Here is a 26,984-nt window from a genome sequence, read left to right on the forward strand (position 1 = left end):
TTTGCAGCTTTGCGTTTTGATCCGTGTCAATCAACGCTAGAGATTAAGTGTACCGGTGTGCGTAGTCAGGACCGTACTTGCGGGAATCGTCATATCCCTTTAACCCCTGTTGATATAAAAGATCGGCGATATTGGCCGAGAATCGATTTCTTACAAGGCTCTGATCGGTCTGTTTGGCCGGTGATAACCATGCCAGATATTGTCGTGCTGGTTTGGAAAGGCGCAGATTCCGTGCGGTTGAGTTGGGTAAAAACCGACCCAAACCAAGGATTATTGTGAAAACAGCTCGGATAAGCGTTTTTGTCGCAGATTTCGGTTGATGAAGGCTTGACGACATTGGTCAGAGCAGGTAATAACCCGGCTCCAAGCGCGGGCCTGCATGTTCAGGCCAAGCGTCCTTTTGCGAATTTATAGACCAGGAGATCAGGTCATGGCACGTCGCTGCCCGGTATCCGGCAAAGGCGTTTTGGTCGGCATGAATGTGAGCCACGCCCACAATCGTACCAAACGTCGTTTCCTCCCGAACCTGCAGCCGACCTCGCTGCTTAGTGAGTCGCTCGGTCGTTCGGTGCGTCTGCGTCTGACCACCAATGCTGTCCGCACCATCGAAAAACGTGGTGGTCTGGATGCATATCTGCTCAGCACTGCAAATGCAAAGCTGCCGGCAGATTTGGTGAAAATCAAACGCCAGGTCGCCAAAGCTGTTGAAGCAAAAGCTGCCTAATTCAGGCTTCTGCTTTACAGACAGATATACGAAGGCTCGCTTCTGGCGGGCCTTTCGTTTATCTGATCGCAGGGCTTTTAAAGCCACAAGACAAGCTGCACCATCGTGGATGGCGCGGCTTTTTTTGTGCCGTGCGGCAATCGGAAAAGGCCGGAGTCGCAAGGTTTGCCGTGTTCTTGAACGGTGAAAAGGCGACTCGGCAGAACGCGGCCTTTGCGCTTTTGCGAAATTGGTCTATACTTTGCTCTATCAGTGGTTTACGTCGCCGCGTCGCCCGGTTTGGTGAAACGTCACGATTTCTTCATCACCAGCGATTCCCGAACCTGCTAAACAAGGCAAGCGACTCGGTAAACACGGTGGAGCGGATGATATGCATTTATCGCCCAATGCGTGTCCGGCACTTGTTCTTAACGCCGACTTTCGGCCGTTGAGCTACTTCCCGCTGTCTCTATGGTCATGGCAGGATACGCTCAAGGCGGTCTTTCTTGAACGCGTCGATGTTCTTTCGGAATACGACCGCGAAGTGCGTTCCCCTTCCTTTAAAATGAAGCTGCCCAGCGTCATTTCGCTTAAGGAATATGTCCCGCTTAAAAGCAGCCCGGCATTCACACGTTTTAACGTTTTTCTGCGGGATGAATTTTCGTGCCAGTATTGCGGTGACCGGCTTCCGACCAACGAGCTGACCTTTGATCACGTGATCCCGCGCGCGCGCGGCGGGCGTACCAACTGGGAAAACATCGTTACGGCCTGTTCGGACTGCAACCTGTTCAAGGGCAGCCGTTCGGTGCGCGAAGCGGGCCTGCGGCTGCGCAGGACGCCGGGACAGCCCAGTATGCACGAACTGCAGAGTACAGGACGCCGTTTCCCGCCAAACTATCTTCATGAAAGTTGGCGGGATTTTTTGTACTGGGATACGGAACTCGAATACGACTTCTGATCGGCCTGTATTTTTGCACAGAACGGCCAGACAACAAAAAAGCCGACGGCAGGACCGTCGGCTTTGTTTTGTGCGGTGGTTCAGGAAGACTTACAGATCAAGGGTAAGCTTCAGCAGCGCACTACGTCCTTCGCCGTAACCGCAGGCCGTGGCCGAGCTACAACCGGCAACATATTCCTTATCAAACAGGTTGTTGACATTCAGGCTGAGGTTCCACTGGTTCTCGACGCCATAGCCAAGGCCCGCATCAAACAGAGTGACGGCCGGTACTTCGTACTGGTTGGCTTCATCGGCATAGGAAGCCCCCTGATAGCGGACACCACCACCGAGACGAAGGCCGCTAAGCGTGCCCTGACGGATGGTGTAATCAAGCCCAAGGGTTGCCATTTCGGTCGGGACGGTGACCGGCTGTTTGCCGATCACGCTGGTGTCTTCGTCTTTGGTGACTTCAAGGTCATAGGCGGTTGCACTGGCGCTGAGAAGAAGGTTTTCGGTAAGGTTGGCCTTGGCTTCAAATTCGATGCCCTGGGAGCTGACTTCGCCAAGCTGGCGTTCGTTCTGGAAGGTGCCGGTGATGACGTTCTGACGGGTCAGGTCAAAGACCGCGACGGTGAACAGGCCGTCAAAGCTTTTTGGAACGTATTTCAGGCCTGCTTCGTACTGGCTGCCGGTTTCAGGTTCATAGACACCCTTGGAGCTTGAACCAAGAACCGGGTTAAAGAAGGTCGCAACGCTGACATAGGGGGTCAGCCCGTTGTCAAAGCTGTAGGCAAGACCGGCACGGCCACTCCATTCGCCAGCGGTTTCGCCGTAATTGTTGTATTTGGAAATCGGATCGTCGCCATCGGTCGTGACATAGTCATAGCGACCGTTAAGGGTGGTGATCCAGCCGTCACCAAACCGGATCTGATCCTGTGCATAGACACCGATCTGGTTCATGACGATGTCCTGATCAAGATAGGCGGACCGTGCGACCTGTGTCGTGCCGTGAACAGGGTTCAGCGGATCGATATCGGTGCCTGCACCGGAATATTCCTTGCGCGACATGTCAAAGCGTTTGAGGTCGATGCCCCCCAATAGGGTGTGGTTAAGCGCACCGGTCGCAAAGCGCTGTTCAAGCTGGTTATCAAGACCGATTGACGTGATCTGGGTGCGATGTTCAAAGCCCCAGCGATCAAGATCGTAATTGGTGGTGGTGGGCGTTGTCCCGCCGGTGGCATAGCCGCTTGGGTAATAATAAATTTCATGAATGTCGGCATGGCCAATCCGCGCATTCTGGCGGAAGGTCAGGTCGTCATTGATATCATGTTCAAGTTCATATCCGACCATGACCTGACGGCGCAGGTTCTTATCAAGATCGGGTTCCGAGAAATTGGTTTCCGGGTCAATCTTGCCATAAGGCGCGTCTTTGACCGTACCGAAATAGGGCAGGAAGCCCAGACCGCCATTATGCTTGCCGTCAACAAAGGTAAAGCTGCTCAGCAGGGTCAGGCTGGTATCTTCGTTCGGGGTCCAGGCAAAGCTTGGCGCGACTGTTCCCTGAAAACCTTCGTTGTCGTCGGCCTGTTCGTCGCCATTGGTAAAGTTACCGGTCAGGCGATAGGCGGCAACATCACTGAGCTTGTCGCTGAAATCAACGCCGGTGCCGTATTTGCCGGTTTCGGTGACGGAAAACTCAAGACGGCGCAGCGGCTCATCCGTCGGGCGTTTGCTGACATAATTGACCATGCCGCCCGGGTTGCTGCTGCCATAGAGGACAGAGGCAACACCACGCAGAACTTCTACCCGTTCAAGATTGTAATCATTGATCTGAAACGCGCCAAAGCCATAGGCGTAGTTTTGCAGGCCATCAAGATATGCCCCGCTTTGGGTGGCCTCAAAGCCGCGGATGAAGAACCAGTTGGTATCCGAATCCGAACCATAGGGCTGGGTGAATACGCCTGCGGTATAGCGCAATGCTTCATCGACTTTGTCGACACCCCGGCTGTCCATTTCCTTGCGGCCGATGACCGATACCGATTGCGGGATTTCCTCGATGGAGGTGCTGGTTTTTGAACCCGTCGCACTATGGGTCGCGACATAGCCGTTGACCGGTGCGCTTGCAGATGCCCGGTCGGTCTCGATCAGCAACGGTTCAAGCGCAATTCCCTGGTCTTCTGCGGTTGCCGTATCATCGCCTGACTGCGCCATCGCAACGTTCGAGGCTGCAAAGCTCAATGCGAATGCGGTACTGAGCAAAAGGGTCTTAGACAATTTCTGTCCTGCGTAAAACATCTGGATTCCCTGTGTCGGTTGTCTGTGACGACGACCTGCTGGGCGGGAACCGGCCGGCCATCTTTTATGATGGGCCATTGGTTATCACGCGCGCGACGGGGAAATATTGAACCGGATTTTGGTGGATTGAACGGATTTTGGCTAAAATCAGGCAAGCTGTTCCTTACGCCAGGCACCGGGGGTTGTTCCAACGATCTTGCGAAACACCCGGGTCAAATGGGCCTGATCGGCAAAGCCGACACCGGCCGCAACCGAGGCCAGCGGCGTATCACCTTTTTTAAGCAGGTTCTTGGCGCGCTCAACCCGGGCTTTCATTTGCCATTGCTGTGGGGGCATTCCGGTGGATTCCCGAAAGGCCGAACAGAAATAGGATTGCGACAGACCGGTCAGTTGCGCCAATTCATCAAGCCGGATGGTCCGCCCGCAGTTTTCTTCGATGTAATCGACGGTCTTACGCAGCTGATAGGGGGCAAGTTTGCCGCGCTTGCGCTGCGGTTCTATGGCCTGTACCGGGCTAAGAAGTGCTGTGACCAAGGCCGTTACCAGACTTTCGCCATAGATTTGCGGGCTTGTCATGCCGCTTTCAAGGTCATCGGCAAGCAGGCGAACCAGCGCGTTGATGCGCGGATCGCAAAAGCCGATCCGCGGTGTTTCAAGGGCAACGCGATCAAACGCATTGCCAATACTGTTTTCAAGGGCATCGATATCAAGATGGATATCAAGATGTCGCAATCGACATTTGCCGCGGACCTCGGACGATACTTCCATCCCGGCAGGGACATAGGACAGGCATCCTTGTCCGCGCGGTCCGGGGCGGTTGACCCCATCGGATGCCCGAACTTCAACATTCCCGTCGCCAACACAATCAAGAAATGCAACAAGGCGGGGGGCATGCGAAACATAGGTTCCGCCTGCATCGGGTTCGCATTCGACATGCCAAAGGTCGGTAATGGCCGCGTTCCAGCGACGAAAACGCAAATCATCCAGAAGGGAGATCCCCTCGATTTGGCTGGTCATTTGCGGATGGAACGTCATGTCGGGCAATCCTGCGCGGGTCCTTGGTATTCTGTGTGGTTGGCGTGGTTGAGAATCTGGGCGCGACTATAACCCGGAATCGGCTGCAAACAATAACAATTCTCATTATCATTGGTTGAATTGTTCATTTTCTGATCAAATGATCGCGTCGCGCGTGTGTTTTCCAAAAAGAAACCCGCCCAGGATGCCGGGCGGGTTTACTTATGTCGGTGTTGTCTGGATGGGAATGCGAACACGTGGGTCGGCAAAATGCCTTATGCGTTGTCCTGTTTCATCCAGCGCGACGGTGCGATAAAGCAAAAGACCGTCAGGGCGGCGGAGAAGAACACATTCACGGTTGGCATGGTGATGCCAAACAAGGTCCAGTCGATCTTGTCACAGCGAATGATCGGCTGTGCCAAAAGCTGTGCCTTAAGTTCGGCCAGGGAACTTGCACCACTTTGCACACCACCGCACATGGCCGGTCCCTGCCACCAGAGTTCCTGAACGCCAACGTGATAGATCGCAATGCCAGTGCCAACCGCAAAGGTCACACCGCACAAATAAACAATCGCGCGGGCGGCTTTGGGGAAGCGCACCAGAACCAGCGCCAGAAGTGACAGGCCGATCACGGCATAAAACGGCTTACGCTGATACAGGCACAGAATGCAGGGCAGCAGTTTCTGAACATATTGCGCATAAAGCGCGAAACCGATGCTGCCCGCAGAGACCAGAAACAGGATGATTGGCGCAAGGGCCGGGGCATAGTGTGGACGAAGCAATTTAAGCATCTGCGGATCCGAATCTCGTCTTCCTTGAAAACTGTTCATGGGATCATCCGTGCGGGATCAGTTTGATCGCGGCGAACCCACCGACAAGAACCACGATAAATATGGTAAAAACGAGGCCCAGTCGCTTTTCGATGAAATCGCGAATGGCGGGGCCGAATTTCCAGATCAGGGCGGCAATCACAAAGAACCGCAATCCGCGCGCCGCAATCGAGGCAAGGGTAAAGACAAGCGGGTCAAGTGCCGTGACGCCAGACAGAATGGTAATGACCTTATAGGGGAACGGTGTGATACCGGCGATCAGTACAGCCCAAGCCCCCCATTCGTTATAATAATCGCGGAACTGGTCAAACTTTGCGCCATAGCCGTAAAGTTCAAGCACCGGACGTCCGACCGTTTCAAACAGGAAGAAGCCGATCCCGTAGCCGATCATACCGCCCAGAACCGATCCAACCAGGCAGATCAGCGCATAGCGCCATGCCTTGGTCGGGGCGGCAATGATCATCGGGATCAACAGAATGTCAGGCGGGATCGGAAAGACCGAACTTTCAATCAGCGCAATGAAGAAAAGGGCCAAGCCTGCATGACGGTGGCTTGCAAGGTTCATGGTCCAGTCATACAGGCTGCGGATCACGGCAGGTGCGCCTTATCTTGTTTGTGGGTCTTGTGGTGAATGGCGCAGGGCCTTGAATATCGGCGCGATCAAAGCGCATTTCGGGGCTAATCGCAATGATGCAGTTCGCGAACGCAAATTCTGCAACATTTTTGCATAAAGCCCCATTGACCCCGCGAAATTTACAGCTATTATCCCGCCCGTCGATGGAGGGTGCCACATGCACCCAAATTGCCTGCCCCTGTGGCGGAATTGGTAGACGCGGCAGACTCAAAATCTGTTTCACTTAGTGAGTGGGAGTTCGATTCTCCCCGGGGGCACCATCGCTTTTCCATTGTTTTATAATGACTTAACGAACGTTCAAAGTTGGTTGTGTACCTATTGTGTGTACCAATCAGGTGTTCCTTATGTCATTGGCTACAAACGTAGTTAGGATTGCTGGCAGATATTATTTTCGTTGCCGCATCCCAGAAGACATCAAACCTTACCTAAAACGTCAGGCTTACAAGATTGCACTGCGAACAGCAGAACCTTCCAGTGCAAGGCGAAAGGCTGCTATCGTATCTCGACACATGTTGATGTTTTTTGATGAGATACGAATGTCTGACAAATCAGAGAAAGAACAACTCGAAGCCAAATTGGAAGAAATGCTTGATGAGAAGCATAAAGGGCTTGCTAAAATTCTGGCTCAGAAAATTATCATAGATGAATATTCAGCAGAAATGCAGCTACGAATAGTTGAGATGAAAAATCTCGATTTGTATCTTCAGAACGTCCTTCAGGATGCCGAGCTAAGAAGGCAAACATATTACAGCAATCAGAAATCCAGAAAATTAGAAAAAGTTGGTGATGACCTGAAGTATGAAAAGAGAAAACTGAAAGAAATTGAAGACGGAAAACTGGATATAAAAAAGAGAAATCCAGAGGCAAATCAGAAGCTGATGTACTTTGTTGATAAGGTTGAAAAAAACAAGAAAGGCAAAATTCTAGACCATAGCCTGCCTCAATATCGAAGGGCGGTAAGCCTCTTTACAGGTCTGGTTGGGGACAAACCAGTTCATGAATATAAACTGTCAGACTTTGAAGAGTATCAGTCCCTCTTTCTGAGGGTGCCGCTAGACTACCAGAAAATTGCGTCAGGTAATCCGCTGAAAGCAATTGAAGTTAATGACAATTTACCTGATGGGCAAAAATACGACACTTATAAATGGAAAACATTTAAAGGTAAGCATGCTAGCTCTATCAGGGTTGTTTTTGATTATATTAAAAAACATAAAATATTAGAATATAACCCAATGAGTGACTTTAAGTTGGAGGAGCCAGTATATGATTATACAGCTACCAGAAGAAAGCCTAAAAGGTCATTCAAGAATGAAGAGCTTGTTAAAATATTTAACGTTCCTCTTTTTCATTCCTGTCTGAATTCGGTTAACTGGATGACACCAGGGAATTATCCAATCAGGGACTTTAAGTTTTGGGGTATCTTGATTGGATTGTTTACGGGAGCTCGTTCAAGTGAAATCGGTCAACTCCTTATCATGGATGTTGTCAATTATAATAATATTCCTCATTTTCATATCGTTGACCAATATACCTATGAAGATGTTTTGGATTATGATTTAAATATCAGCGAAGAGGAATTGGATGAAATAAACAAGAGAACCAAGAACAAAAAGTCAGTTCGGTTGGTTCCGGTTCATAACGAATTAATTAAAATGGGTTTTCTCGATTATTTAGAGAAACGGAAGTCAGAGTGTCAAAGTCATTCGGAGCAGCTATTTCCTGATTGGTACGCAGATAAGTATGGCAGGCATTCTACTTTGATGGCTGAAAGGTTTTCATATCTTCTTGATAAATCTGGAATAAAAACACAAGCTATTTCATTCCATAGTTTCCGTCATACTTTCAAGGATGCAATGAGGCGTGCAGATTTGCCCTATGGTGTTCAGAGAAAATTCATGGGACATTCTTTGAACGATGTTAATGAGGAATATGGAATTGACAAACTTCAGAAAAAGCATTCTGAGGAAATAAATAATATCAGTTATGATACGCTCGATTTTTCCCACCTTTATGTAAAGTAAAATACTATACATCGGATTCTCCGGCAGGTGTAATTTCTGAAACCCCTCTGTTTGTTGGGTTTTAGAAGGTTGATATGTTTTGTTATTATATTGTTGCCTTTTGCATTTATTTTTCTTAATTTTAAATAAACAATAAAAAGGAAAATATAATGGCAAGTATCAGAAAGAGGAAAGGTAAATTCACAATCACAATTAATGTTCCGCGAGATTATCCATATAAGGTATATGCTAAAACTTTCTCAAAAACATTTAATAGTAAAAAAGATGCCCTGTTTTGGGCAAGGCATACACATGATTCAATGAAGTTGGGGGCTTGGAGGGATCCAAGGCTTCTTGATGAAGATAAAGAACAGGATACCCTGTTTATGGATGTTCTGAACCGATACCTCAAAGAGGTCAGTGTCCATAAGAAGGGGCATGATAAGGAAATCGGTCGTATTAAGAAATATATGGCCCATCCGATAGGGCAGAAATTTCTATATAAAATCAAATCTTCTGACATTGCTGATATTCGTGATGAATTGCTCAAGCAGGGCAAAGCAGCATCAACCATCCGAAATGAAATTTTCATTCTGTCCAATGTGTTTCAGGTAGCCAAGTTTGATTGGGGTTATTCCAGTCTGGAAAATCCTGTCGAGATATTACGACAAAGAAAGAACAGCTTGCCCAAACCGGCTCCAGGCCGTGAGAGAAGGCTTGAAGGTGATGAAGAGCATCGTCTCATGGAAGCCATTGAGAAAGGACATGATAGCCAAGAAATGAAAGCTATCATCATAGTTGCTCTGGAAACTGGAATGAGACTTGGAGAAATCCTTGGAGCGAAACGAGCATGGCTTAAAGGTGATGTATTATCCCTACCGGATACCAAAAACGGAACCAGTAGAGATGTCATACTCTCACAGAAGGCATTAGATGCTATCCAAAACCTTCATTTAAGGCTCTCTGGTGACATCTTTGGCCTGAATAAGGACAAAGTGGAGTACAGATGGAAAATGGCACTCAGAGAGGCCAAAATCAGCAATCTGAGAATTCATGACCTGAGACACGAAGCTCTAAGCCGTATGGTTGCCAAAGGAGCAAACCTCAAAATCATTATGAGGCAATCAGGTCACAAATCTGTTGATATGCTTATGAGGTATACCCACCCAACAAATGACGATGTTAGGAAGATGTTAGTGGGGTGAATTTATATAGAAAATAAATTAAACTTAATGACGTTCCTATCAAGAATGCAGCAGCTATGAATGTGGCGGAAAATATATTACTATATTTTATCCCCTAGGGGGTTGTTTTTTCTTCTGAAGATTCATTGTAATTAAAGTTAAGAAATACCATTCTTGAAAAATCTTTAGAATTTAAATGAGGGTAATCAGAGAGCTTGGCCTTTATACTGCTTGGAGCTGTTTTGGTGTTTTCTATACAAGCCAATCCTTTGTACTTGTTTTGAAAAAAGATATGAATTGGTTTCTTTTCACTTGCTAAATCCCGGCCAGCCTTCCTTATAAGATTTCCATTGCCGACTAAAAATACGTTAGGTTCTATGAAACTCTGCTTACCCATCGTCAGTGCAACAAAACTATTTCCTTTTTTTAAAATAGAACCTCCATTTTTCACACCTAATGCTTTTTTTATTTCTTCTAGTTCGTAACGTTTTCCTAGCTCAAACATAGTTTCACCTTACCCGGTTTGCTTGGTTAAATATTATCTTACCATGTAGATAGCATGAAACAACATCCTACCAAAGATTTCCAACTATTTTATGAAGTGCCTCAAGAAGTTAGGCATTGGCAAACTTGTTTTATGTAAAAGAGGGGCAGGTTTTTTTCCTCTTTTCTTTCATAATTTGTAATTAAGGTTAGTTGGAGGCACCCGTAGAGGTTCTTCTTAAGCTTTAAGGGATTTCTTATGAGCCTCAAAGTTCGGATGTTCAGGATTCAGGTACTCAGGGTCGTTCTTGATTTCCTCAACAGACACACCCTTTTCCTCTGCTACACGTAGCACCCAAGCAATAACACGACCACGACCAGTCCAGGTTTCATCGTGGTTATCTGGATTGCGATATTTGGGGGTTATTGACTGTTTGGCTTTGGGGCTGGATACCGAAGTCGTGCCAGAGAACTTGAAAATCTCAGGATAAAGTTCACGAATTGAGAAACCGGCGTCATGGAGTTTTTGGTCAAATTCTCCACGAAGGTCTTTAATCGCTTGTTCTTTGCGGTTTTCAACTTCGTTCTCAGCTTGTGCCATTAAATCTTTAAGTTCCTGGTAGCTGAGTTTTGAAATATCAACTTTAGCCATAATTTTCTCCAAATATAATTAATATAAACCTGTTTTAGATTATCTTTTCTCACAATTCAATGCTGGATTTCTCATTAGGTTTTGCTGCTGCTGGATATTTAATCCAGAGCGTTCTCTGTGAGTAAAACAGACTGAATACCCAAGGCACGGTTAATGCTAGGCTTCCCAGGAAAAATAATTGTGAGATTATAATGCTGCTATTGGAATTCTGCTCATCAGCGAGTGCAAAGCTATTCCAAAAAGCTAATTTCAGGGAGCTCTGCTGCTCTGGGATTATTAAGTGCAGAAAAATCAAGATTAAGCAGGAAAATGATAAATATGATGCCTTCTGCATGTTGGCATGTTCGTTTTCGTGCACTTCCTTTTCCTTCTCAAGAACCTGGAAAGCTATGCTGTCTTGAGTTTTCTGAGCATAATCCAGAAGCTCGTCTTCGTTGACATAGGAATACTTTGACGGGCGGTCATGAAGGATGAGCGGTATTTTAAAAATCATGAAAATTGAAATGGCAAACCAATCCACTATCACTTTTGTCACGCTGACAAAACACGACATAAAAATCGAGTATCCGATTATAAATAAAATTATATAGCCAATATTTAGGGATGTCCCAAAATCATCCAGTCGCAGAGAGGCCAAGTTTCCTTTGCCGGTTATTGCCAAAGTCAGGTCGCTAAAAAGAGCCAAGCTGGAGAGCGCCAGGCAGAAGGAAAATTTTGTTGATTGTTCTGTAAGGCCGATAAAGCCTTCGTAAGTTTTTTGTATCAGTGACATTTGCTCTGCCGTTGCACTTGAACTCATACGCATCAATCAAATAATTGATATTAATAGTAAATTCAGGAATGCATTGCTGTCAAACTTCTTTGGATAGAATGGTTCAAGCTGAGAAATTGGGATAACTTGAACCTGTCGACGGGTTACAGCTTGTCCAGTGCTTCTGCCAGCTTTTTGATATCGGCGGTCATGCTGTCCAGTGTGTCGTGTAAATCGGTGTATGTGTCCTCGTCACTTTGCTTCCAGCTTCCATCGTAAAACTTCATTTCGAATTTGTTGGTTGTGCTTCTTAAGGACAGAACGAGAAGCTCAACCTCATGTTCAAATCTTTTTATTCTCTTTTTTGAAATTATATCCATATTATTTCATCCTTTTTATTAATTGATTTTTATTATAATTTAATATATGATTAAATCAATAATAAAAAGGAGATTTAAATGGTTGCGTTATTAAAAACAGAAAATGTGTTGCAAATAGAGGACTTTAAGTATCCAGAAGGTGGTATGTTTGCAACCCTGCAAAAAACACAAAAGGGTATGTTTCAGAAATTTTACCATATGAAACAGATGCATTTTATATATGAGAACAAGCAGAATTTGGATGATTTCTATATCACTCAAAGTGTATTTGACGGGAAAAGCAGGAAGAAGATAAATCTAAAGTATTTCAATCACGCTTGGGTGGATATTGATTATTATAATGTTCCAGTGCTTTCGGGGTTATCCAAAGACCAAGTGGTTGGGCAGATTATCGACTTTATCCGTGATGAAGCTATTCCTTTTCCTACGAGCATTATCGATTCCGGGAAGGGGATATATTTAAAATGGGCATTTTCTAGCTATATTCAGAAACAGGCTGGCAGAAAGCTGGAGGCCCTCAATAAGGCATTGATTAAAAAATTTTCACATTTCGGCGCTGACCCAGTGGCATTCGACGTGTCCAGGGTTCTTCGTGTCGTTGGAAGTATCAATACAAAGACCGGTGCGGCAGTCAGGATTATTCATCAAACTTCCGAATTCCACGATTTTGAAATGTTTTGTGATGAGGTTTTTGAGCCATATGAGGCTTCTTCGGAAGCGAAGCGTTGCAAGGTCGTTTCCTTCAGGAGTGAAAATGCCAAAAGACGAGTTATTTCTGCCGGGAATTTCACACGACAAGACTTCGCGTGGAAGGTTCTGTGCGATATTGAAAGCTTGATTAAAGCCCGTTTTGGAGGAGCTACGGTTCCCGAGAGATACAGAGACCTCTATGGTTTCATCGGGGCCTGTCAGATATCTACAGCCCTTGCTGACGACAAGGCGGCTGACGTTAAGCAAGAAATACTCACTTGGGCTAAACAGTGGCTTGCTTGCAGTTATGTTGATGATGAGTTTCAACACTATCTGTCCAGTCTTCTTGACCGAGTGTCTCGTCATCGAAGGGGCGAAAAAGTCGAATTCAGGGGGAAGCTAATTACTCCGGTTTACACCTACAGGAAGGATACTCTGATAGATAAACTTAAGGTCGAGAGCTCTGAAATGAGTGGGCTTAATTTAAATGTTCTGATTGATACCAGAACAAAATACGAAAGAAAAAATCAGAAAAGAAGGAAAACAAATAATATTGAACTTATAAGGGCGGCGATTGGCAGAATTGTTGCAAATGGTGGAGACGCTACTGTGGATGCTATTGCGGCGGAAGCGGGCGTATCAAAAAGCACCGTTATTAGAAATGTCGATAATTTATTATAAACCGTTTTGATTTGTTTATGATATTTAATTATTCTGTATATGTTGGTTTTTAATGTTTTCAGCGTATTTATTTTGTCACATGTTATGTTTGTGGTGTCAAATATGGTCTGTAACTAATATATATGCGAAGCATAGAAGGAGTATAACCTCCGATAGTTACGTAATAAATATCAAAATATGATTTATTTGTTTTAATGTATTGATTTGAATCCTGATATAAAATAATGATGATTCCAATGTTGTAGTAAATGTTTTAGAAAATATAATTAGGTAGCCGTTGTTTGTCTAGTTGGGTTTTTGAAAGGGAGGTTCCGTCCTCCTCTTCAGGGTAGGGGGGGGAGTCCAGCAACGGGGCATGTCAGCAAAACAGAGTGAGATAACGGATAACCGGTATCTTTTAGGTTGCAAAGACTGTCTGCGTTATGGTGCTGTCATCTTATCTTTTGAATTGAGAGAGCCTACCATTTCAAGGTCATCCTTATCGGGGGAAGATTGAAGCTCTCCAATACCCTTAGTTCTGTGACACCTTATTTCTTTAAGAAGCATCAAGCTTACCAAGGACCAAAGAAGAATGAATATTGCTGAAATTGAAATGGCTCTGGCTACCATCGCAGAACAGGAATTTGATAAGGCAGGGTTCCCATTTCAGTTCATCGAATGTTTTAAGGTCCCAAAAGCAACTGTCACGAAGCTCAAAGGAACCCTGAATAAGGCTTCGGTGCAGGGGGAGCTCCTGTGGCCCAAGAAGCTCTACTACAAGCCCTGTAAAGAAGGTGATGTAGAGCAAGCACTCGATGGCATGATGGATGAAGGTCTGACCAAGACCCATAAACCACAATACCTATTGGTGACAGATGGAGTAAAATTCTCTGCCTATGACCGGAGCAGAGAAATTTATCAACATGGTGATTTTTCAGGGCTGAATGAGAGTTTCGACTTCTTCTTGTCGCTTGCCGGTATTGAGCGTTACGAAGCTGTTGAAGAAGCTCTGGCGGACATCAGGGCCGCTGGCCGCCTGGCAAAGTTTTATGACGCTGTACTAGCCGATAATCCTGATTGGAACGATGAAGGTCACGTTCACACGATAAACCTGTTTCTGACCCGGATTCTGTTTTGCATGTTTGCAGAAGATACCGGGATATTTGAGCAGGATTTATTCTCCAAATCGTTGAATGAATATACTGATATTAATGGTGGAGACGTAGGCAGTTTTCTTGACCAGATTTTCGCGGTCATGGATACGCCTGATAAAGAAAGAGCCAATCTTCCGGGCTTTATACGTGCTTTCCCCTACGTAAACGGAGGATTGTTCAAAGACCGCATTGAAACACCAAGGTTTACACGGTTGTCACGCCGTCTGCTGATTGAGGCAGCACGCCTAAACTGGCGGGAAATTAATCCAGATATATTTGGTTCCATGATTCAGGCGGTTGTTGAGCCTGGAATGCGTGGTGACTTGGGTTTGCACTACACCTCTGTCCCCAATATTATGAAGGTGCTTCAGCCCTTGTTTTTGCTGGATTTGGAAAAGCAATTCGCAGACAGCCAGGACAGTGTAGGCAAGCTGAATAAGTTGCATCAAAGGCTGGCAAAAATACGGGTATTTGACCCTGCCTGTGGTTCTGGAAACTTTCTTATCATTGCCTATCGAGAGCTGCGTAAGCTTGAAATGCGAATTTACAAGCGTCTCAGAGAGCTAACTGGCGAGCTTGGTTGGAAATGGTCTGAGGTTACGCTCTCGAACTTCTATGGAATTGAATACGCCGATTTTGCCGCTGAAACTGCAAAGCTATCGCTGTGGATTGCGGAATACCAAGTCAACAGGCAGTTCGCTGAAGTTTTTGGGGATGCACCACCTGCATTACCTCTAAAAGACGGTGGTAATATTCATCACAGAAATGCGTTAACGACTGACTGGGAGGATATCTGTCCTCCTGCCGAAAATGACGTTGAAACGTACATAGTAGGTAATCCTCCATATCTAGGGAGGGCGCAACAAACGAAAGAACACAAAAAAGATATATCTTTTGTATTTTCTGATATTTCAAAAAAATACAAGAAACTGGATTATGTTGCTTGCTGGCTGATTAAAGCCGCTAAATATACTGGAGAAAATAAGAATATATCTTTTGCGTTTGTGGCAACTAACTCTGTTTGTCAGGGGGAGCAAGTCCCCTTGCTTTGGCCGCATGTTTTGGGAGATACACGCGAAATCTATTTTGCGCATCAATCTTTTAAATGGAAAAATCTTGCTTCAGGAAATGCAGGCGTCACATGCGTTGTAGTTGGTGTGAGAGGGAAGAAAGGCGGTCCTAAGACAATGTATGTGAACGATGTTGCTTACAGAGTGAGTAACATTAATGGGTATCTAATTGATTACTCAGATATATATATTGAACCAATTAGTAATGCTAAAACAAAAAAAGAAGTTATGAAGTTCGGAAATATGCCAGCCGATGGGGGGAATCTCCTTTTATCGACAGAAGAGAAGAATGAAATTTTAAATTCATTTCCTGAGGCAGATTTCCTGTTTAGAAGAATAATGGGTTCAAAAGAGTTTATTAAAAAAAGGGACAGGTGGTGTCTGTGGATTGACGACAAAAATCTCAACGCCGCTTTGAAAATTCCTCCTATTCAAGAGAGGATAATAAGAACCAAAGAAATGAGATTGAATAGCGTGGATGCAGGGACAAAATCTTTGTCTGAAGCTCCCCATCAATTTCGAGAGATGAATATCGCAAGTGAACATTCCATTATAGTCCCTCGCGTTACATCAGAATCTAGGCCTTATGTTCAAGTAGGATTGCTTGATGGAAAAACCATCATAAGTGACTCTGCTTTTGCCCTTTATGACGCGCCGCTTTATCTCTTTGCTATCATATCTTCTAAGTTGCATGTCGTTTGGATTAAGGCAGTATGTGGGCAGCTCGAAACACGTATTCGATATTCAAACACACTAGGATACAACACGTTCCCAGTTCCTAAGCTGTATCAAAAAGACATAGAGTCGCTTGAAGAATTGGCTTGGAGGGTTATTGAAGCCAGAGAGCAGCATCCTGGCAAAACAATGGCAGACTTGTATGACCCTAAGAAGATGCCCCTCAACCTTCTGAAAGTTCATCAGGAGCTCGATGACGCATTAGAGACCTTGTATATCGGTAGGCCCTTCAAGAATGATACAGAACGCCTTGAGCACCTTTTCAAGATGTACGCAAAAATGACCAGGAAAAAGGCTGGATAGATGCAGGATTTTGTCAGAGTAAATTATGCCCAGTCTGGAGAAAGCCAGACTTCTAATGAGATGGGCATGCGGGCAATGCAGGCCAGAGTCTTTCAAAACAGGCATTCCCAGTATCTTCTTGTGAAAGCCCCACCTGCATCAGGAAAATCCCGTGCGTTGATGTTTATTGGTCTCGATAAGCTTGAAAATCAGGGCATTCGAAAAGTTATTGTTGCTGTTCCCGAGCGTTCCATTGGTTCTTCTTTCAAGAATACCAACCTGACTGAGCATGGGTTTTTTAGGGACTGGCAAGTTGAAGATGAATGGAACCTTTGCAAGGCAGGCGTTGCAAACGGCAAAGTTCAGTCATTTCTGAGTTTTATGGACTCGGATGATGAAATTCTGGTGTGCACGCATTCGACGCTGCGTTTCGCCTTTGACGAAATCATAGCAACAAAAGGTATCGGTGCTTTTGATGACTGCTTGCTGGCAATTGATGAGTTTCATCATGTGTCAGCAGATGCGACCAGTAAGCTGGGTGAACTGGTAAGATTGCTTATTCAGGCAGATAATGCTCATCTGGTTGCAATGACAGGTTCTTATTTCAGGGGCGATGCTACGCCTGTTTTAAGGCCAGAGGACGAAGAAAAATTCAATCGGGTGTCCTACACCTATTATGAGCAGTTGAATGGCTACACGCACCTTAAAACGCTTGGAATAGGCTATCATTTTTATCGAGGCCGATATATCGACGCGATTAATGAAATTCTGGACCCAGCCAAGAAAACGATTGTGCATATTCCTCATGTAGGTGCGGCTGCGGCTTTGGGTAACAAATACGATGAAACAGACCGTATCATAGACCATTTAGGAGACATTCTGGGCCAACAAGACCCTGTGACGGGATTTTATCGCGTCCAAACCAAAAGTGGCGCTGTTATCAAAGTTGCTGATTTGGTTACTGAGGATGGGCGAGAGAAGGTTATTGAAGGCCTTCGGACAATAGAAAAGCGTGAAGACCTTGACGTTATTATTGCCTTGGGTATGGCAAAGGAAGGTTTTGACTGGATTTGGTGCGAACATGCTCTGACCATTGGCTATAAAGGGTCCTTGACTGAAGTAATTCAGATTATCGGGCGAACGACCCGCGATGCTCCTGGCAAAGAACATGCACAATTTACCAATTTGATAGCCGAGCCTGATGCGACCCAGGACAGGGTGACAGATGCTGTTAACAACATGCTGAAGGCGATAGCAGCATCCTTGTTGATGGAGCAGGTGCTTGCGCCAAATTTCAAGTTCAAGACCCATAAAGGCGATGATGAAATTGATGGTTCAAGGCCCGATGTTGATGTTTCGACAACAGGTGACGGACCGGAAATTGCGATTAAAGGCTTTAAGGAGCCAAGCAGTGACAGGGTAAAGCAAATCATTGAAAGTGATATTGCCGACCTTACGGCAGCAATTTTCCAAAACGAAGACGTTCTTCGGGCTGCGATGAATCCCGATGAAATTGCCCCGGAAGTTGTCAATCAGGTGTTCATTCCAAAGGTGATTGAGCAAAAATACAAAGATTTGACGGAGGAAGAGATTGAAGAAATCCGTCAACATGTCGTTGCCAATGCCGTTTTCACGAATACCAATGATGAAATTGATGATGAGGAAGCCAAGACAAAGAAAAACCTTGGTTTTGTGCGGATAGCAGAGAAATTTATCAATCTTGATGACCTCGATATTGATTTGATTGATAGCATCAATCCGTTCCAATTGGCCTATGAGGTCATGTCCAAATCTGTAGACGCTGCAGTTCTAAGTCGTATCCATCAGACTATTACTGCAAAGAAAATTGCAATGTCTAAGGAGGAAGCAGAAGTCCTCTATCCACGTATCAAAAAGTTTCACGCAGAGCATGGCCGTGAACCGGATTTGGCTTCGCAAAACCCAATGGAAAAGCGGATGGCGGAGGCCTTGGCCTGGATTAGGGAAGCCAAGCGGAAGAAGAAGGCTGCTGAAATGGCCGCAGGTTTGAACAATGCCTAAGATGTCTCTTGATGACATATTTGACGATGAGCTTGTTGGTGAAGTCGAGGTCAAGGTTAAAGAAGTTGACCCCGAAGCAACGCGGATTCTGTCAAGTTTCGAAGAGATAAACCGGTTTATTGACCGGTATGGCCATGTTCCTGGTGCAGGTGCAGAGTTAAAGCCCTCTGTATCCGAGAGAAATCTGCAGTTGCGCTTAAAAGGGCTTCTGAAAGACAGAAACGCACTTGAGATACTTGCATCTCATGACCGGCATAATCTGTTGAAGGATGTTGAGAAAAAAAATGCTGAAATTCAGTCGGTAAGCTCGCCCGACGAAGATGAATTTCCAGCAATGAGTCTTGACGAAATTCTTGATTCTGATGACGAGCTTTTATCTACCGACTCAGACGACATTTTTAATATAAAAAATGTTCCGACCAGTGCGCAGAAAAAAGTATCCAAGGCTGATTGGAAATCGGAGCGTATAAAATGCGAGGACTTCGACAAATTCGAACCGCTGTTTGATGAGTGTATGAAAGACCTTAAATCAGGTCGCAGAAAGGCCATTGAGTTTCAAAAAGAGCAAGAAATTCAAGCGGGCGAATTCTTCATTCTCAATGGGGTTACTGTCTTTGTCGCCGAAGTCGGTGAGACCCAAATCCGAAACGGGAAAAAAAACGCGCGTTTGCGTGTGATTTTTGACAATGGGATGGAGGGAAACAACCTTCTCCGGTCACTTGCTACCGAGCTTTACAAAGACCCGAATGGCAGGCGTATATCGTCACCCGTTAGTGGACCACTCTTTGATGATGTGGAGGACACTGAAAAAGGTGTCCTGACTGGTGTTGTATATGTCGTAAGGAGCTTGTCAAATGACCCGTCTATCAAGGCATTGGACGGGAATTTGTTCAAGATTGGTGTTACCAAGGGGACCCTCGAGGACAGGATTAGAAATGCGGTTGAAGACCCAACATTTTTAATGGCTCCAGTACATCCTTTGCGCAGTTTTGCGTTGATGGATGTTGACCCGGTAAAGGTTGAAAATCTGCTACATCGCTTTTTCAGCGAAGCAAGGCTTGATATCGAAATTCAGGACAGGTTTGGCAGGTTTGTGAAGCCAAGGGAATGGTTCCTTTTGCCATTGCCCGTAGTGGAAAAAGCAATCCGGTTGCTATTCGCTGGGACCATAGTTGACTATGAATATGACCCTGGAAATGGGGAAATTGTGTTTCGTAAAACTTGAGTTGTTCACTCTTGTTTTTGCTTCGCAAAGAACTCGACAACTTCGACATTTAAGGCCCCGGCAAGGGCAGCGAGCGTGGTTATTGTAGGGCTGCGTTTGCCGTTTTCAATCTGGCTTAAAAAGCTCGGGGCAAGCCCTGCCCGATGCGAAAGAGCCTCCTGACTCATACCGCTTTTAAGCCTTATCCGACGTAAGTTTGAGCCAACCGTCTCTCGTATGTCCATCGCGAGACGGTAGTGTTTTCATTGGCCTTTAACCATTTACTATAGTAAAAGATTTGTGCTTTCTGATTAGATAATGAGTAACAATCTCAGAGGAGTACGAAGGTTGGAAAATGCGAGTGAATTTATCCCAGAGAAACGTAGTTGGTTGAAAAACCGATTGGTACTGCAGGTGATATTTCTTGTGGTGGTTGGCCCTCTGATGATTTTTCTTCTGGGGGGCCTATACGCTGAGATGCGCTGGTCACAGAGGTCTTTCTATGAGGCACCTTTTACACCTTGGTTGATTACCGCTGCGCTGGTTTTCTGGATGCCGTATCGACTGACCAGAAAGCCTTTGGAAAACAAGGTAGCCAATGACCCGCTTGCTAAAGTCGTAATCAGGGCAACCAAGCTCCACTTCGAAAAAGATATGAAAGGAAGTGGTGTTATTTTATGGGCGATGGCTGTGCTATTGGGCGGGCTTCTGCCGAGTTTGATACTTATCCCGATTACATCTCCGAATACCGAGATGGTGTGGTTTTTTGCCCTTCCAATGGTTTTGGGTTGGCGTTTCTTCATTCCCCAATGGTTGGAAAACCGCGAGGTCAGAAATGCTCTTACGGTGACAGCAAAGCTCAGAGAATTTCTTGGTGACGATATCGGCTACTATGTTGCCGGTGATAGAGGCGGCATAGCAATTTCTAGAGATAATCAGACGTTTGCATTTGTACGCATGGACAAAAAGAAAATAGCCAAGTCTGGAACCGTCGCCTGGAATGACATTAGAAAATGGGGAGAGCGAGAGAGTGTCGCAAATACCATCCGGGCCATCGGCAGAACAAGCACAACCGAAGCGATTGATGTTATGAGCTATAACGGTCAGGAGCATAACAAAGCCGCGCAGAACACTGGTTTGTATCTTGAATACGACCTTTCTGACCTTGAAAATGACCGCATCGTAATACCCCTGAAAAGTTATCAGGCCGCAACTTGGAGTAAGATAATGAGCCGCTTGAAAAATGGCGAACTTGCAAGTGTTGTGGAGCCAGAGTTTGTTCCTGCCGCTCGGGTATCGTAATAAAAATAGGTGCTTATTTTAATGGAGCTCCCTTCTATTTGAAGGGAGCTTTTTTATTTCTTGTTCTATGCATAGGTTTTGCAATCCTAGCAAAATTAAGGTGCCTATTTTTGTAAGCCAGCCGTGTTAATCGTGCCCACAGCACTCAAACATTCTGGCAAGGGGCTCTGCCCCGTTGACCCCGAGTAGACTCCTTAAAACCAATAATAATAACGGAGGTACGTATTATGGTTGCAAGAAATAGGTTTTTAAAAATAAGGGTTAGTGAACAAGAAAAGAAATTATTCAAATCAGGGGCGAACACCTCTGGGATGAATTTATCAGTATGGGCCAGACAGTCTTTGGCCTTGGCAGCACGCAAGAAAACAATTGAGAGCTACAGGGAACTCATCCAAGCAATTTACTCAGTACAGACAGAGTTAAATTGTGTTGGCAACAACATCAATCAGCTTACCCGCTACGCACATAGTAAACATGAACAAGCTGACCTCGTATACATCAAATGCCTGCTTCAGGGGATGTCTGAAAAGATAAACAGTCTGAGGTAACCTGATGATTTTGAATACGACGAGAATCAGGACTTCAGGCGGTTTTCGAAACCTCAAAAACCATCTGCTTCATAAAGACTTGGAGAATGAACGTATTGAGCTTCTTGTTGGGTGGGAGGGAGATTTTGAAAAGTTCCATCGAGAAGCAGAGTTCGATGGTTGCAAGTTCTCTATGAGGCACATTTCTATCAATGCTGGGCGTCCGATGGACGATAAAAACGAGCATAGGGCCGTTGAACTTATCCTGAGTGAGTTTAATGCAAATGAAAGGCCTTACATCCTGGTTCGTCATACAAAGAAGCTGTCTGATGGAAGTCCTAACAATCATCTTCACCTGATTGTGCCAGAGAGATTTTTGGGAAGAACTTTGGATTCAAAATTTTTCAAAGTGAGAAACGAAAAGATATCCAGGCTACTGGAACTGGAATTCGGACATCAGTTGACGGTTGGCAGGCATAACCGCTCTGTTGCGCAATTTCTATCATCTCAGGGGGATTGTCCAGAAACCCTTCTTCACATTGCAGAAACACCTCGCCCAGTGGCCTCATTTGGGGCCGCAGAACATCAAGAACTTAAGAGGAAGGGCTTGCAACTTCCTGCCCTCAAACAAGAGGTAAAGCAGGCATTCAAGGATGCATCTGACATCAGTGTTTTCTCAGAGAAACTGGGTGAAATGAATCTTGTGCTCAGGCGGGGAGAGAAAGCCTTTGTCATTGAGCATGAAAACGGCACGTTTGTTGGTGCCTGTCACAGATTACTAAAAATAAGAAAAATGGAATTCGACAACTTAATGGAGGAACACAATGGCTCAATTGCAAAACGTCACAGGCGCAATACAGAAGACGAAGAAGAATACAGACGACATTCTAAAAATCTTGGAGCAGGAAGATGGCGAGAGCCCACTCAATCTCATGATGGACCTGCTTGCCGAAATCGTCACAGGGCAAAGAATGATTTGTCAAAGGTTGGACTTAATCGAATCACAGATAGAAGGCTTGAAAAGAGGAAGAAGGATATAGTTCGGCTTTTTACCTCATTGGGTGATAGGTCCCCTTTAGACGAGGAAACGTATCAAGCGGACTACGCCAGTTTTCAAGAAACATCATCTAGAGTTTTGGCAGCTTACCAGCGTTTTAAAGATAGCCAGGGAAAGGGGGAGGTGTATCGGCTTATCAGGAATGTTGAGAATGCTATACAGGCTAGCGCGTTTCCTCTTGCTTCGTCGCAAGATAGTGCATCCCTTCAAGCGGAAACAACCGAGGATAAGGTTAGAACGATAAAGCCAGCCCCAAAGTTCTTGCCGCCATTTTGACCTTGCTATGCGTATGGGATGTGTGTACCAAATACTAAATGAGCCGCACAAATCGGCTTTGAGTGTCGTTTAAGTCGTTGTGAAACAAAGAACATGATTGGTGTATAATATACTCATAGGGAGTTCGATTCTCCCCGGGGGCACCATCGCTTTTCAAACCCAGCCAGTTCATGGTTGGGTTTTGTTGTTTCTGGCGAAGTGTATCGGGCTACGGGGGCTAGCGAGCAGGCTGGCAACTTGACGACCGTCAAGGTCGGGTTGGTGGATCTCTTTATGATTGATTGTCAGCAACGCATTGAATTGATGACTCCCCAAAACATCAATGTGTTGAAGGGCTGCGTATTCCGTCGCAGCCCTTGTTTTTTGGCCCGTCCCGACAAGATTATTCAGCCCCTTGACCCAAAGTGTTGCGCAACTCTGCACCGGCCATGCCATGCAGGAAGCCGTCCGAAAATGCCATGGGCAGTGACATGTTTTTCAGGTTCTGGCGCAATTCATCCGCAGAGATTTGGCGATCAAGCAACTGGCGATAAAGTTGCGCCACACAGGTCATATCGAGACTGTGCGGAGAAAGTCGGAACGCATTGACGCCGGCATTTTGAAGATCCTCGATGCTGTCGGAAAGTTCGACATAATGGCTCGACATGGTCTGTAAGCCATTCACGGCAAGGAATGGTGCATTATCAAGTGTTGCGACATCCATTCCGTCAATGTGGTCGCCGCAGACATATCTGCACCCGTCCTTATGCAGGCCACGCGCGCGTGCGGAATAACAGCGTGCCGAAATTGCCAACGGCATCCGGCCGAAAATCTGGATTTCGATTTCTGCCGATTTGCGTGTTTCGCACAGGCGCGCGATTGACGTCATCGGCAATTCCCAGGGAAGGGAAATGCGCTTTGCACCCTGATCTTCAAAATATGAAAGCGTACTTTCATTATAGATATTGATGTAGGGACCAATGACGTGCGGCTTCCCGGCCAGCAGGCCCGCCGCCGAAATGTCATTGGCTTCGACAAGAAGGTCGGGCATCTGGGTGATTTCTTTGATCTGGTCGCTTTCGCGTCCATTCATCACCAGTGCAAGGGTTGAAAGAACCACTTCTTTTCCGGCGCGCTGCAACCGTTCGATTACGTCGGGAAGGTGTTTGTCGAAAAATGGCATGCGCTTGGCGCAAACGACTTCCCCGACATGGACAATATCAATGTCGGCTTCATCGGCAACTTGTGCATAAAAATCGTGTTTTCGCTGTTCGTCCCAGTGAAACAGGATCGGCCCCATGACCAAACGTGATTTTGTCATTGCCAGCTTCTCCGATATGCGCCTGTTGTATCGCTTTGACCCTCGCTAAGCGTACTAAGGCTTGAACGGGTCGTTAGTTGGCCTTGGGAAATGCGATCAAGTGATGCCCGGAACGCACTGACAACCTGCGAAATATAGGCCTTGCCGCGCTGGCGGCCTTCAATCTTTAGCGCCGTGACACCGGCCTCGGCCAGTTCGGGCAAGATTGCTGTGACATCCAGACTGGTGGGTTCCTCGAACAAATAACCCGATTTGTTCATCGCGCGGAAACGGCCCTTGCAAAGGGTCGGGTAGCCGACCTTTTCATTCTGGTCATAGATATTGATGGTAAAATCGCCGAGCCTGGAAACGGTCATGTCATCACGTTCTTCGTAATGGACATGGGCTGCCGGCGAACAGACACCGTTCATATTGGGGCTTTCCCCGGTCGCATAGGATGACAGCGAACAACGCCCTTCGGCCATCACACACATGCCGCCAAATGCAAAAACCTCGGTTTCAACAGGGATGCGGTGATTGAGATACCGGATTTCTTCAAGCGATAGAACACGGGGCAGAACAACCCGGCGTACAGCAAATTCCCGATGATAGAACTTTATGGCCTCTTCGTTCGACGCTGATGCCTGAACCGAGAGATGCAACCGGGCGTCCGGGTGACGGTCGCGGGCATATCGCAGCAGACCGATATCGGCAAGGATCACCGCATCAACACCAATTGCTACGGCGTCATCAATCGCAGCCTGCCAGATATATTCGATACCTGCCTGTGGATAGGTGTTGCACGCAAGGTAAACATGGACATCGTGTTTATGGGCATATCTGACAGCATCGCGAAGTTCATCGCGCGAGAAATTCAGTCCCGGAAAATTCCGCGCATTGGTCGCGTCGCGAAAACCGCAATAGACAACATCGGCACCGGCATCAACGGCGGCATGAAGACTGGCAGGGGTTCCTGCCGGACAAACGAGTTCCATATCGTTCCTGTGACTGGCTGTGACTAGGTGTGGTCGTTAAAGGCAAAGTCATCTTTGGGGCTGGTGGTCTGGGCGGGCTTTGCACGACGACTATTGCGTTGAAGGGAATTTTCGATCCGGGACATGGCTTCTGCCTGCGCAGTTGTGCGCTTGTCCAGACCACCCAAACGTCTTTCAAGTGACGCAGTCAGGGCGTGCGCAGATCGGTCCATGTCATGTTGCACTTGGCCATAGAGGGTTTCGGCAAAGCGCAGCATGACGCGTGCGGCGGGGCTTGCTACACCAAAGCTGTTACTGACAGCTGTGCGAAGGTCAATTTCCTCGCCGTCAAGCGCATTGCGCAGGGCGACAACCAGATCGGTGCGCCCCTCGATCCGAAGGGTGCGCGAAAAGAACAATGCATCCCCGTCAGATTTGCCCTGAAGCAATTCCAGCAAGGCGGGCAGCGGCCCGGAAATCCGGGCGGCAACGGGTTCTTCGGAAGGATGGCAGACCGGACGGAGTTCCGGCTGGTCCGGATCGATTTTCAGATAGAACATCATGTCCAGATCAGTTGGCGCAATCAGCAGGGCAAATGTTTCACGCTCTGTCACCCGTTCGAACACCGCCTTATGGCGTGTGTGCATGGTTGCCATCGCATGGTTACAGATTTTCTGAACCAGCGCCCTGGGCGCATTGCGGACAAAGGGACTGATCAGCAAAAAGGGGGTGAAAGACGGGTGGCTTTCTGACACGGGGTGCTCCGGAATTTTGACGATCAGAAGTATCGCGTTTGTCCGCCCACTTGTGGTTGATGTCTGTCAAGCCTCTGTAAGGTTTGTATTTTTCCAACTTTCAAGAAGGGCTGAGCCCGTTGGATCAAAAGAAAAGGTTTCCAGCCACAAGCCATGGATTTTTTTATGCCAACGATAATTTGACCATCGTCAAAGTGAAACCGACTGAATGCAGCATTGTCTAATGGTTCATTCGCCGCTGATTTGAGAGGAAAATCGCATGTGCGCTGCGTCGGGGACTAGTCAGACAATCTTTACCGCTGATGATCTTGTTGATCAGAATATTGGCGCACTGGTCGCTTATTACCCGGGGGCCACATTGGTTTTCCGACAATACGGGATCGGGTTTTGCTGCCACGCGGACCAGACATTGAGTGAACTGGCCCTAAAAAAGGGGCTGGATGTCAATCTTGTCGCCAACGCGCTTTATCAACTTCCCAAAGGGCCGGTGAGTTTGCCAAATCCGAATGATACGGATGCCTTTATTGATTTCATTTTGACCCGCTATCATCAGGTCCATCGCGACGAGATTGCCGAACTGGTCTTACTGGCCCGCAAGGTTGAAGCCGTTCATGGCGACCATCCCGATGTTCCTGCCGGGTTGGCAGATGAATTGTTTGCGACCGCCGAAAATCTCGACATGCATATGGCCAAGGAGGAAGCAGTTTTGTTCCCCGCCATGCGCGAGATGCACAAAAATGGTGTCATATCACCCGCATTGGCATTGCCAATTCATTGTATGAGAGAAGAGCACGATGATCACGGGCAGGCCATTCACCGCCTGCAGGAACTGACAAATAACTGCACAGTGCCAGAAGGCGTATGCGCCTCCTGGCGCGCGCTTTATAGCGGAACAGGCAAGCTGATCGAAGATCTGGTTGCCCACATGTATCTGGAAAACGCGATCCTGTTTCCGCAATTTGAATGACCGTTTCAGGTATCTCCGGCCCTGTTTACAGATGTTTTCCCCGCTGCATTCTGCCCCGCCTTATGGCGGGGCTTTTTTTCGTTTGACGGTCGTCAAGGTGGAAAAACTTCGATCAGGAAAAGATGCGACGATGCCGTTTTGGGGACAGA

The 26,984-nt window shown here is 46.5% G+C and carries 24 protein-coding genes and 1 tRNA gene; 13 read left to right on the plus strand and 12 right to left on the minus strand.

Annotated features, from left to right (window positions below; genetic code table 11):
• Positions 1–430: 430 nt before the first annotated feature.
• Together rpmB and TH19_RS09515 are read left to right on the plus strand one after the other, a co-directional pair.
• Positions 431–724 (plus strand): 50S ribosomal protein L28, encoded by a 294-nt coding sequence (rpmB, locus tag TH19_RS09510; protein ID WP_008889909.1) that lies wholly within the window; start codon positions 431–433, stop codon positions 722–724.
• 370 nt (positions 725–1,094) lie between these two features.
• On the plus strand, positions 1,095–1,661 hold the full coding sequence (locus TH19_RS09515; protein WP_114097161.1) for an HNH endonuclease: 567 nt from the start codon (positions 1,095–1,097) through the stop codon (positions 1,659–1,661).
• Positions 1,662–1,751: 90 nt separating this feature from the next.
• On the opposite strand, the gene TH19_RS09520 is transcribed toward TH19_RS09515, so the two are convergent.
• The 4 genes from TH19_RS09520 to TH19_RS09535 form a co-directional block, all read right to left on the minus strand.
• A complete protein-coding gene (locus TH19_RS09520) occupies positions 1,752–3,914 on the minus strand; it encodes a TonB-dependent siderophore receptor (protein ID WP_258547892.1) in 2,163 nt (720 codons plus the stop codon).
• Between the two features lie 168 nt (positions 3,915–4,082).
• Complete coding sequence (locus TH19_RS09525) at positions 4,083–4,970, minus strand: helix-turn-helix domain-containing protein (protein ID WP_114102092.1); 888 nt, start codon at positions 4,968–4,970, stop codon at positions 4,083–4,085.
• Between the two features lie 254 nt (positions 4,971–5,224).
• A complete protein-coding gene (locus TH19_RS09530; protein ID WP_114102093.1) occupies positions 5,225–5,740 on the minus strand; it encodes a disulfide bond formation protein B in 516 nt (171 codons plus the stop codon).
• Positions 5,741–5,783: 43 nt separating this feature from the next.
• Positions 5,784–6,371: a YqaA family protein gene (locus tag TH19_RS09535; protein WP_114102094.1), complete on the minus strand. Its 588-nt coding sequence runs from the start codon at positions 6,369–6,371 to the stop codon at positions 5,784–5,786.
• Between the two features lie 216 nt (positions 6,372–6,587).
• Here TH19_RS09535 and TH19_RS09540 point away from each other — a divergent pair.
• The 3 genes from TH19_RS09540 (at position 6,588) to TH19_RS09550 (ending at position 9,618) form a co-directional block, all read left to right on the plus strand.
• Positions 6,588–6,673, plus strand: a tRNA-Leu gene (locus TH19_RS09540).
• Positions 6,674–6,757: 84 nt separating this feature from the next.
• On the plus strand, positions 6,758–8,434 hold the full coding sequence (locus tag TH19_RS09545) for a site-specific integrase (RefSeq protein WP_114102095.1): 1,677 nt from the start codon (positions 6,758–6,760) through the stop codon (positions 8,432–8,434).
• A gap of 149 nt (positions 8,435–8,583) precedes the next feature.
• A complete protein-coding gene (locus TH19_RS09550; protein WP_114102096.1) occupies positions 8,584–9,618 on the plus strand; it encodes an integrase in 1,035 nt (344 codons plus the stop codon).
• A gap of 94 nt (positions 9,619–9,712) precedes the next feature.
• Here the strand turns inward: TH19_RS09550 and TH19_RS09555 are convergent, their stop codons facing one another.
• The 4 genes from TH19_RS09555 to TH19_RS23060 form a co-directional block, all read right to left on the minus strand.
• Positions 9,713–10,102 carry a hypothetical protein gene (locus tag TH19_RS09555; protein WP_114102097.1) on the minus strand — a complete coding sequence of 130 codons (390 nt, stop codon included), beginning with the start codon at positions 10,100–10,102 and terminating at the stop codon, positions 9,713–9,715.
• Positions 10,103–10,318: 216 nt separating this feature from the next.
• Positions 10,319–10,732 carry an H-NS histone family protein gene (locus TH19_RS09560; protein ID WP_114102098.1) on the minus strand — a complete coding sequence of 138 codons (414 nt, stop codon included), beginning with the start codon at positions 10,730–10,732 and terminating at the stop codon, positions 10,319–10,321.
• Positions 10,733–10,781: 49 nt separating this feature from the next.
• Complete coding sequence (locus TH19_RS09565; protein ID WP_147250743.1) at positions 10,782–11,531, minus strand: hypothetical protein; 750 nt, start codon at positions 11,529–11,531, stop codon at positions 10,782–10,784.
• A 116-nt stretch (positions 11,532–11,647) separates the two neighbouring features.
• The gene (locus TH19_RS23060; protein ID WP_258547893.1) at positions 11,648–11,770 is read right to left on the minus strand and encodes a hypothetical protein; all 123 of its coding nucleotides are present in this window, start codon (positions 11,768–11,770) and stop codon (positions 11,648–11,650) included.
• Positions 11,771–11,941: 171 nt separating this feature from the next.
• Between TH19_RS23060 and TH19_RS09575 the strand changes: the two genes are divergently transcribed.
• The 4 genes from TH19_RS09575 to TH19_RS09590 all read left to right on the plus strand — a co-directional run bounded on the left by TH19_RS09575 (position 11,942) and on the right by TH19_RS09590 (position 19,719).
• On the plus strand, positions 11,942–13,234 hold the full coding sequence (locus tag TH19_RS09575) for a TetR/AcrR family transcriptional regulator (protein ID WP_114102101.1): 1,293 nt from the start codon (positions 11,942–11,944) through the stop codon (positions 13,232–13,234).
• A 571-nt stretch (positions 13,235–13,805) separates the two neighbouring features.
• Positions 13,806–16,475 carry a DNA methyltransferase gene (locus tag TH19_RS09580; protein ID WP_114102102.1) on the plus strand — a complete coding sequence of 890 codons (2,670 nt, stop codon included), beginning with the start codon at positions 13,806–13,808 and terminating at the stop codon, positions 16,473–16,475.
• Positions 16,476–18,494, plus strand: coding sequence for a DEAD/DEAH box helicase (locus TH19_RS09585; protein WP_114102103.1), 2,019 nt, complete (start codon positions 16,476–16,478; stop codon positions 18,492–18,494).
• Position 18,495: 1 nt separating this feature from the next.
• Complete coding sequence (locus TH19_RS09590) at positions 18,496–19,719, plus strand: GIY-YIG nuclease family protein (protein ID WP_181846373.1); 1,224 nt, start codon at positions 18,496–18,498, stop codon at positions 19,717–19,719.
• Positions 19,720–19,724: 5 nt separating this feature from the next.
• Here TH19_RS09590 and TH19_RS23245 read toward each other — a convergent pair whose 3' ends face one another.
• Positions 19,725–19,943, minus strand: a complete 219-nt coding sequence (locus tag TH19_RS23245) for a helix-turn-helix domain-containing protein (protein ID WP_044827109.1) — start codon at positions 19,941–19,943, stop codon at positions 19,725–19,727.
• Between the two features lie 103 nt (positions 19,944–20,046).
• On the opposite strand from TH19_RS23245, the gene TH19_RS09600 reads away from it, so the two are divergent.
• From TH19_RS09600 to TH19_RS09615, 3 genes are all read left to right on the plus strand, one after another.
• On the plus strand, positions 20,047–21,000 hold the full coding sequence (locus tag TH19_RS09600) for a hypothetical protein (RefSeq protein ID WP_147250744.1): 954 nt from the start codon (positions 20,047–20,049) through the stop codon (positions 20,998–21,000).
• A 227-nt stretch (positions 21,001–21,227) separates the two neighbouring features.
• Complete coding sequence (locus tag TH19_RS09605; RefSeq protein ID WP_114102106.1) at positions 21,228–21,548, plus strand: plasmid mobilization protein; 321 nt, start codon at positions 21,228–21,230, stop codon at positions 21,546–21,548.
• Between the two features lie 4 nt (positions 21,549–21,552).
• On the plus strand, positions 21,553–22,860 hold the full coding sequence (locus TH19_RS09615; RefSeq protein WP_147250745.1) for a hypothetical protein: 1,308 nt from the start codon (positions 21,553–21,555) through the stop codon (positions 22,858–22,860).
• Positions 22,861–23,242: 382 nt separating this feature from the next.
• Here the strand turns inward: TH19_RS09615 and ubiV are convergent, their stop codons facing one another.
• The 3 genes from ubiV to ubiT are packed head-to-tail and all read right to left on the minus strand — an operon-like array spanning position 23,243 to position 25,868.
• The gene (gene ubiV / locus TH19_RS09620) at positions 23,243–24,160 is read right to left on the minus strand and encodes a ubiquinone anaerobic biosynthesis protein UbiV (RefSeq protein ID WP_114102109.1); all 918 of its coding nucleotides are present in this window, start codon (positions 24,158–24,160) and stop codon (positions 23,243–23,245) included.
• Entirely contained in the window at positions 24,157–25,134 is a 978-nt protein-coding gene (gene ubiU, locus TH19_RS09625) for a ubiquinone anaerobic biosynthesis protein UbiU (protein ID WP_114102110.1), read from the minus strand. Before ubiU ends, ubiV begins: the two co-directional genes overlap by 4 nt.
• Before the next feature lie 23 nt (positions 25,135–25,157).
• Positions 25,158–25,868 carry a ubiquinone anaerobic biosynthesis accessory factor UbiT gene (gene ubiT, locus TH19_RS09630; RefSeq protein WP_181846374.1) on the minus strand — a complete coding sequence of 237 codons (711 nt, stop codon included), beginning with the start codon at positions 25,866–25,868 and terminating at the stop codon, positions 25,158–25,160.
• A 259-nt stretch (positions 25,869–26,127) separates the two neighbouring features.
• Here ubiT and TH19_RS09635 point away from each other — a divergent pair, with 259 nt between their 5' ends.
• Positions 26,128–26,835, plus strand: a complete 708-nt coding sequence (locus tag TH19_RS09635; protein WP_114102111.1) for a DUF542 domain-containing protein — start codon at positions 26,128–26,130, stop codon at positions 26,833–26,835.
• Positions 26,836–26,984: the final 149 nt, after the last annotated feature.

It is taken from the genome of Thalassospira profundimaris, from assembly GCF_003326675.1.
Taxonomy (GTDB): domain Bacteria; phylum Pseudomonadota; class Alphaproteobacteria; order Rhodospirillales; family Thalassospiraceae; genus Thalassospira; species Thalassospira aquimaris.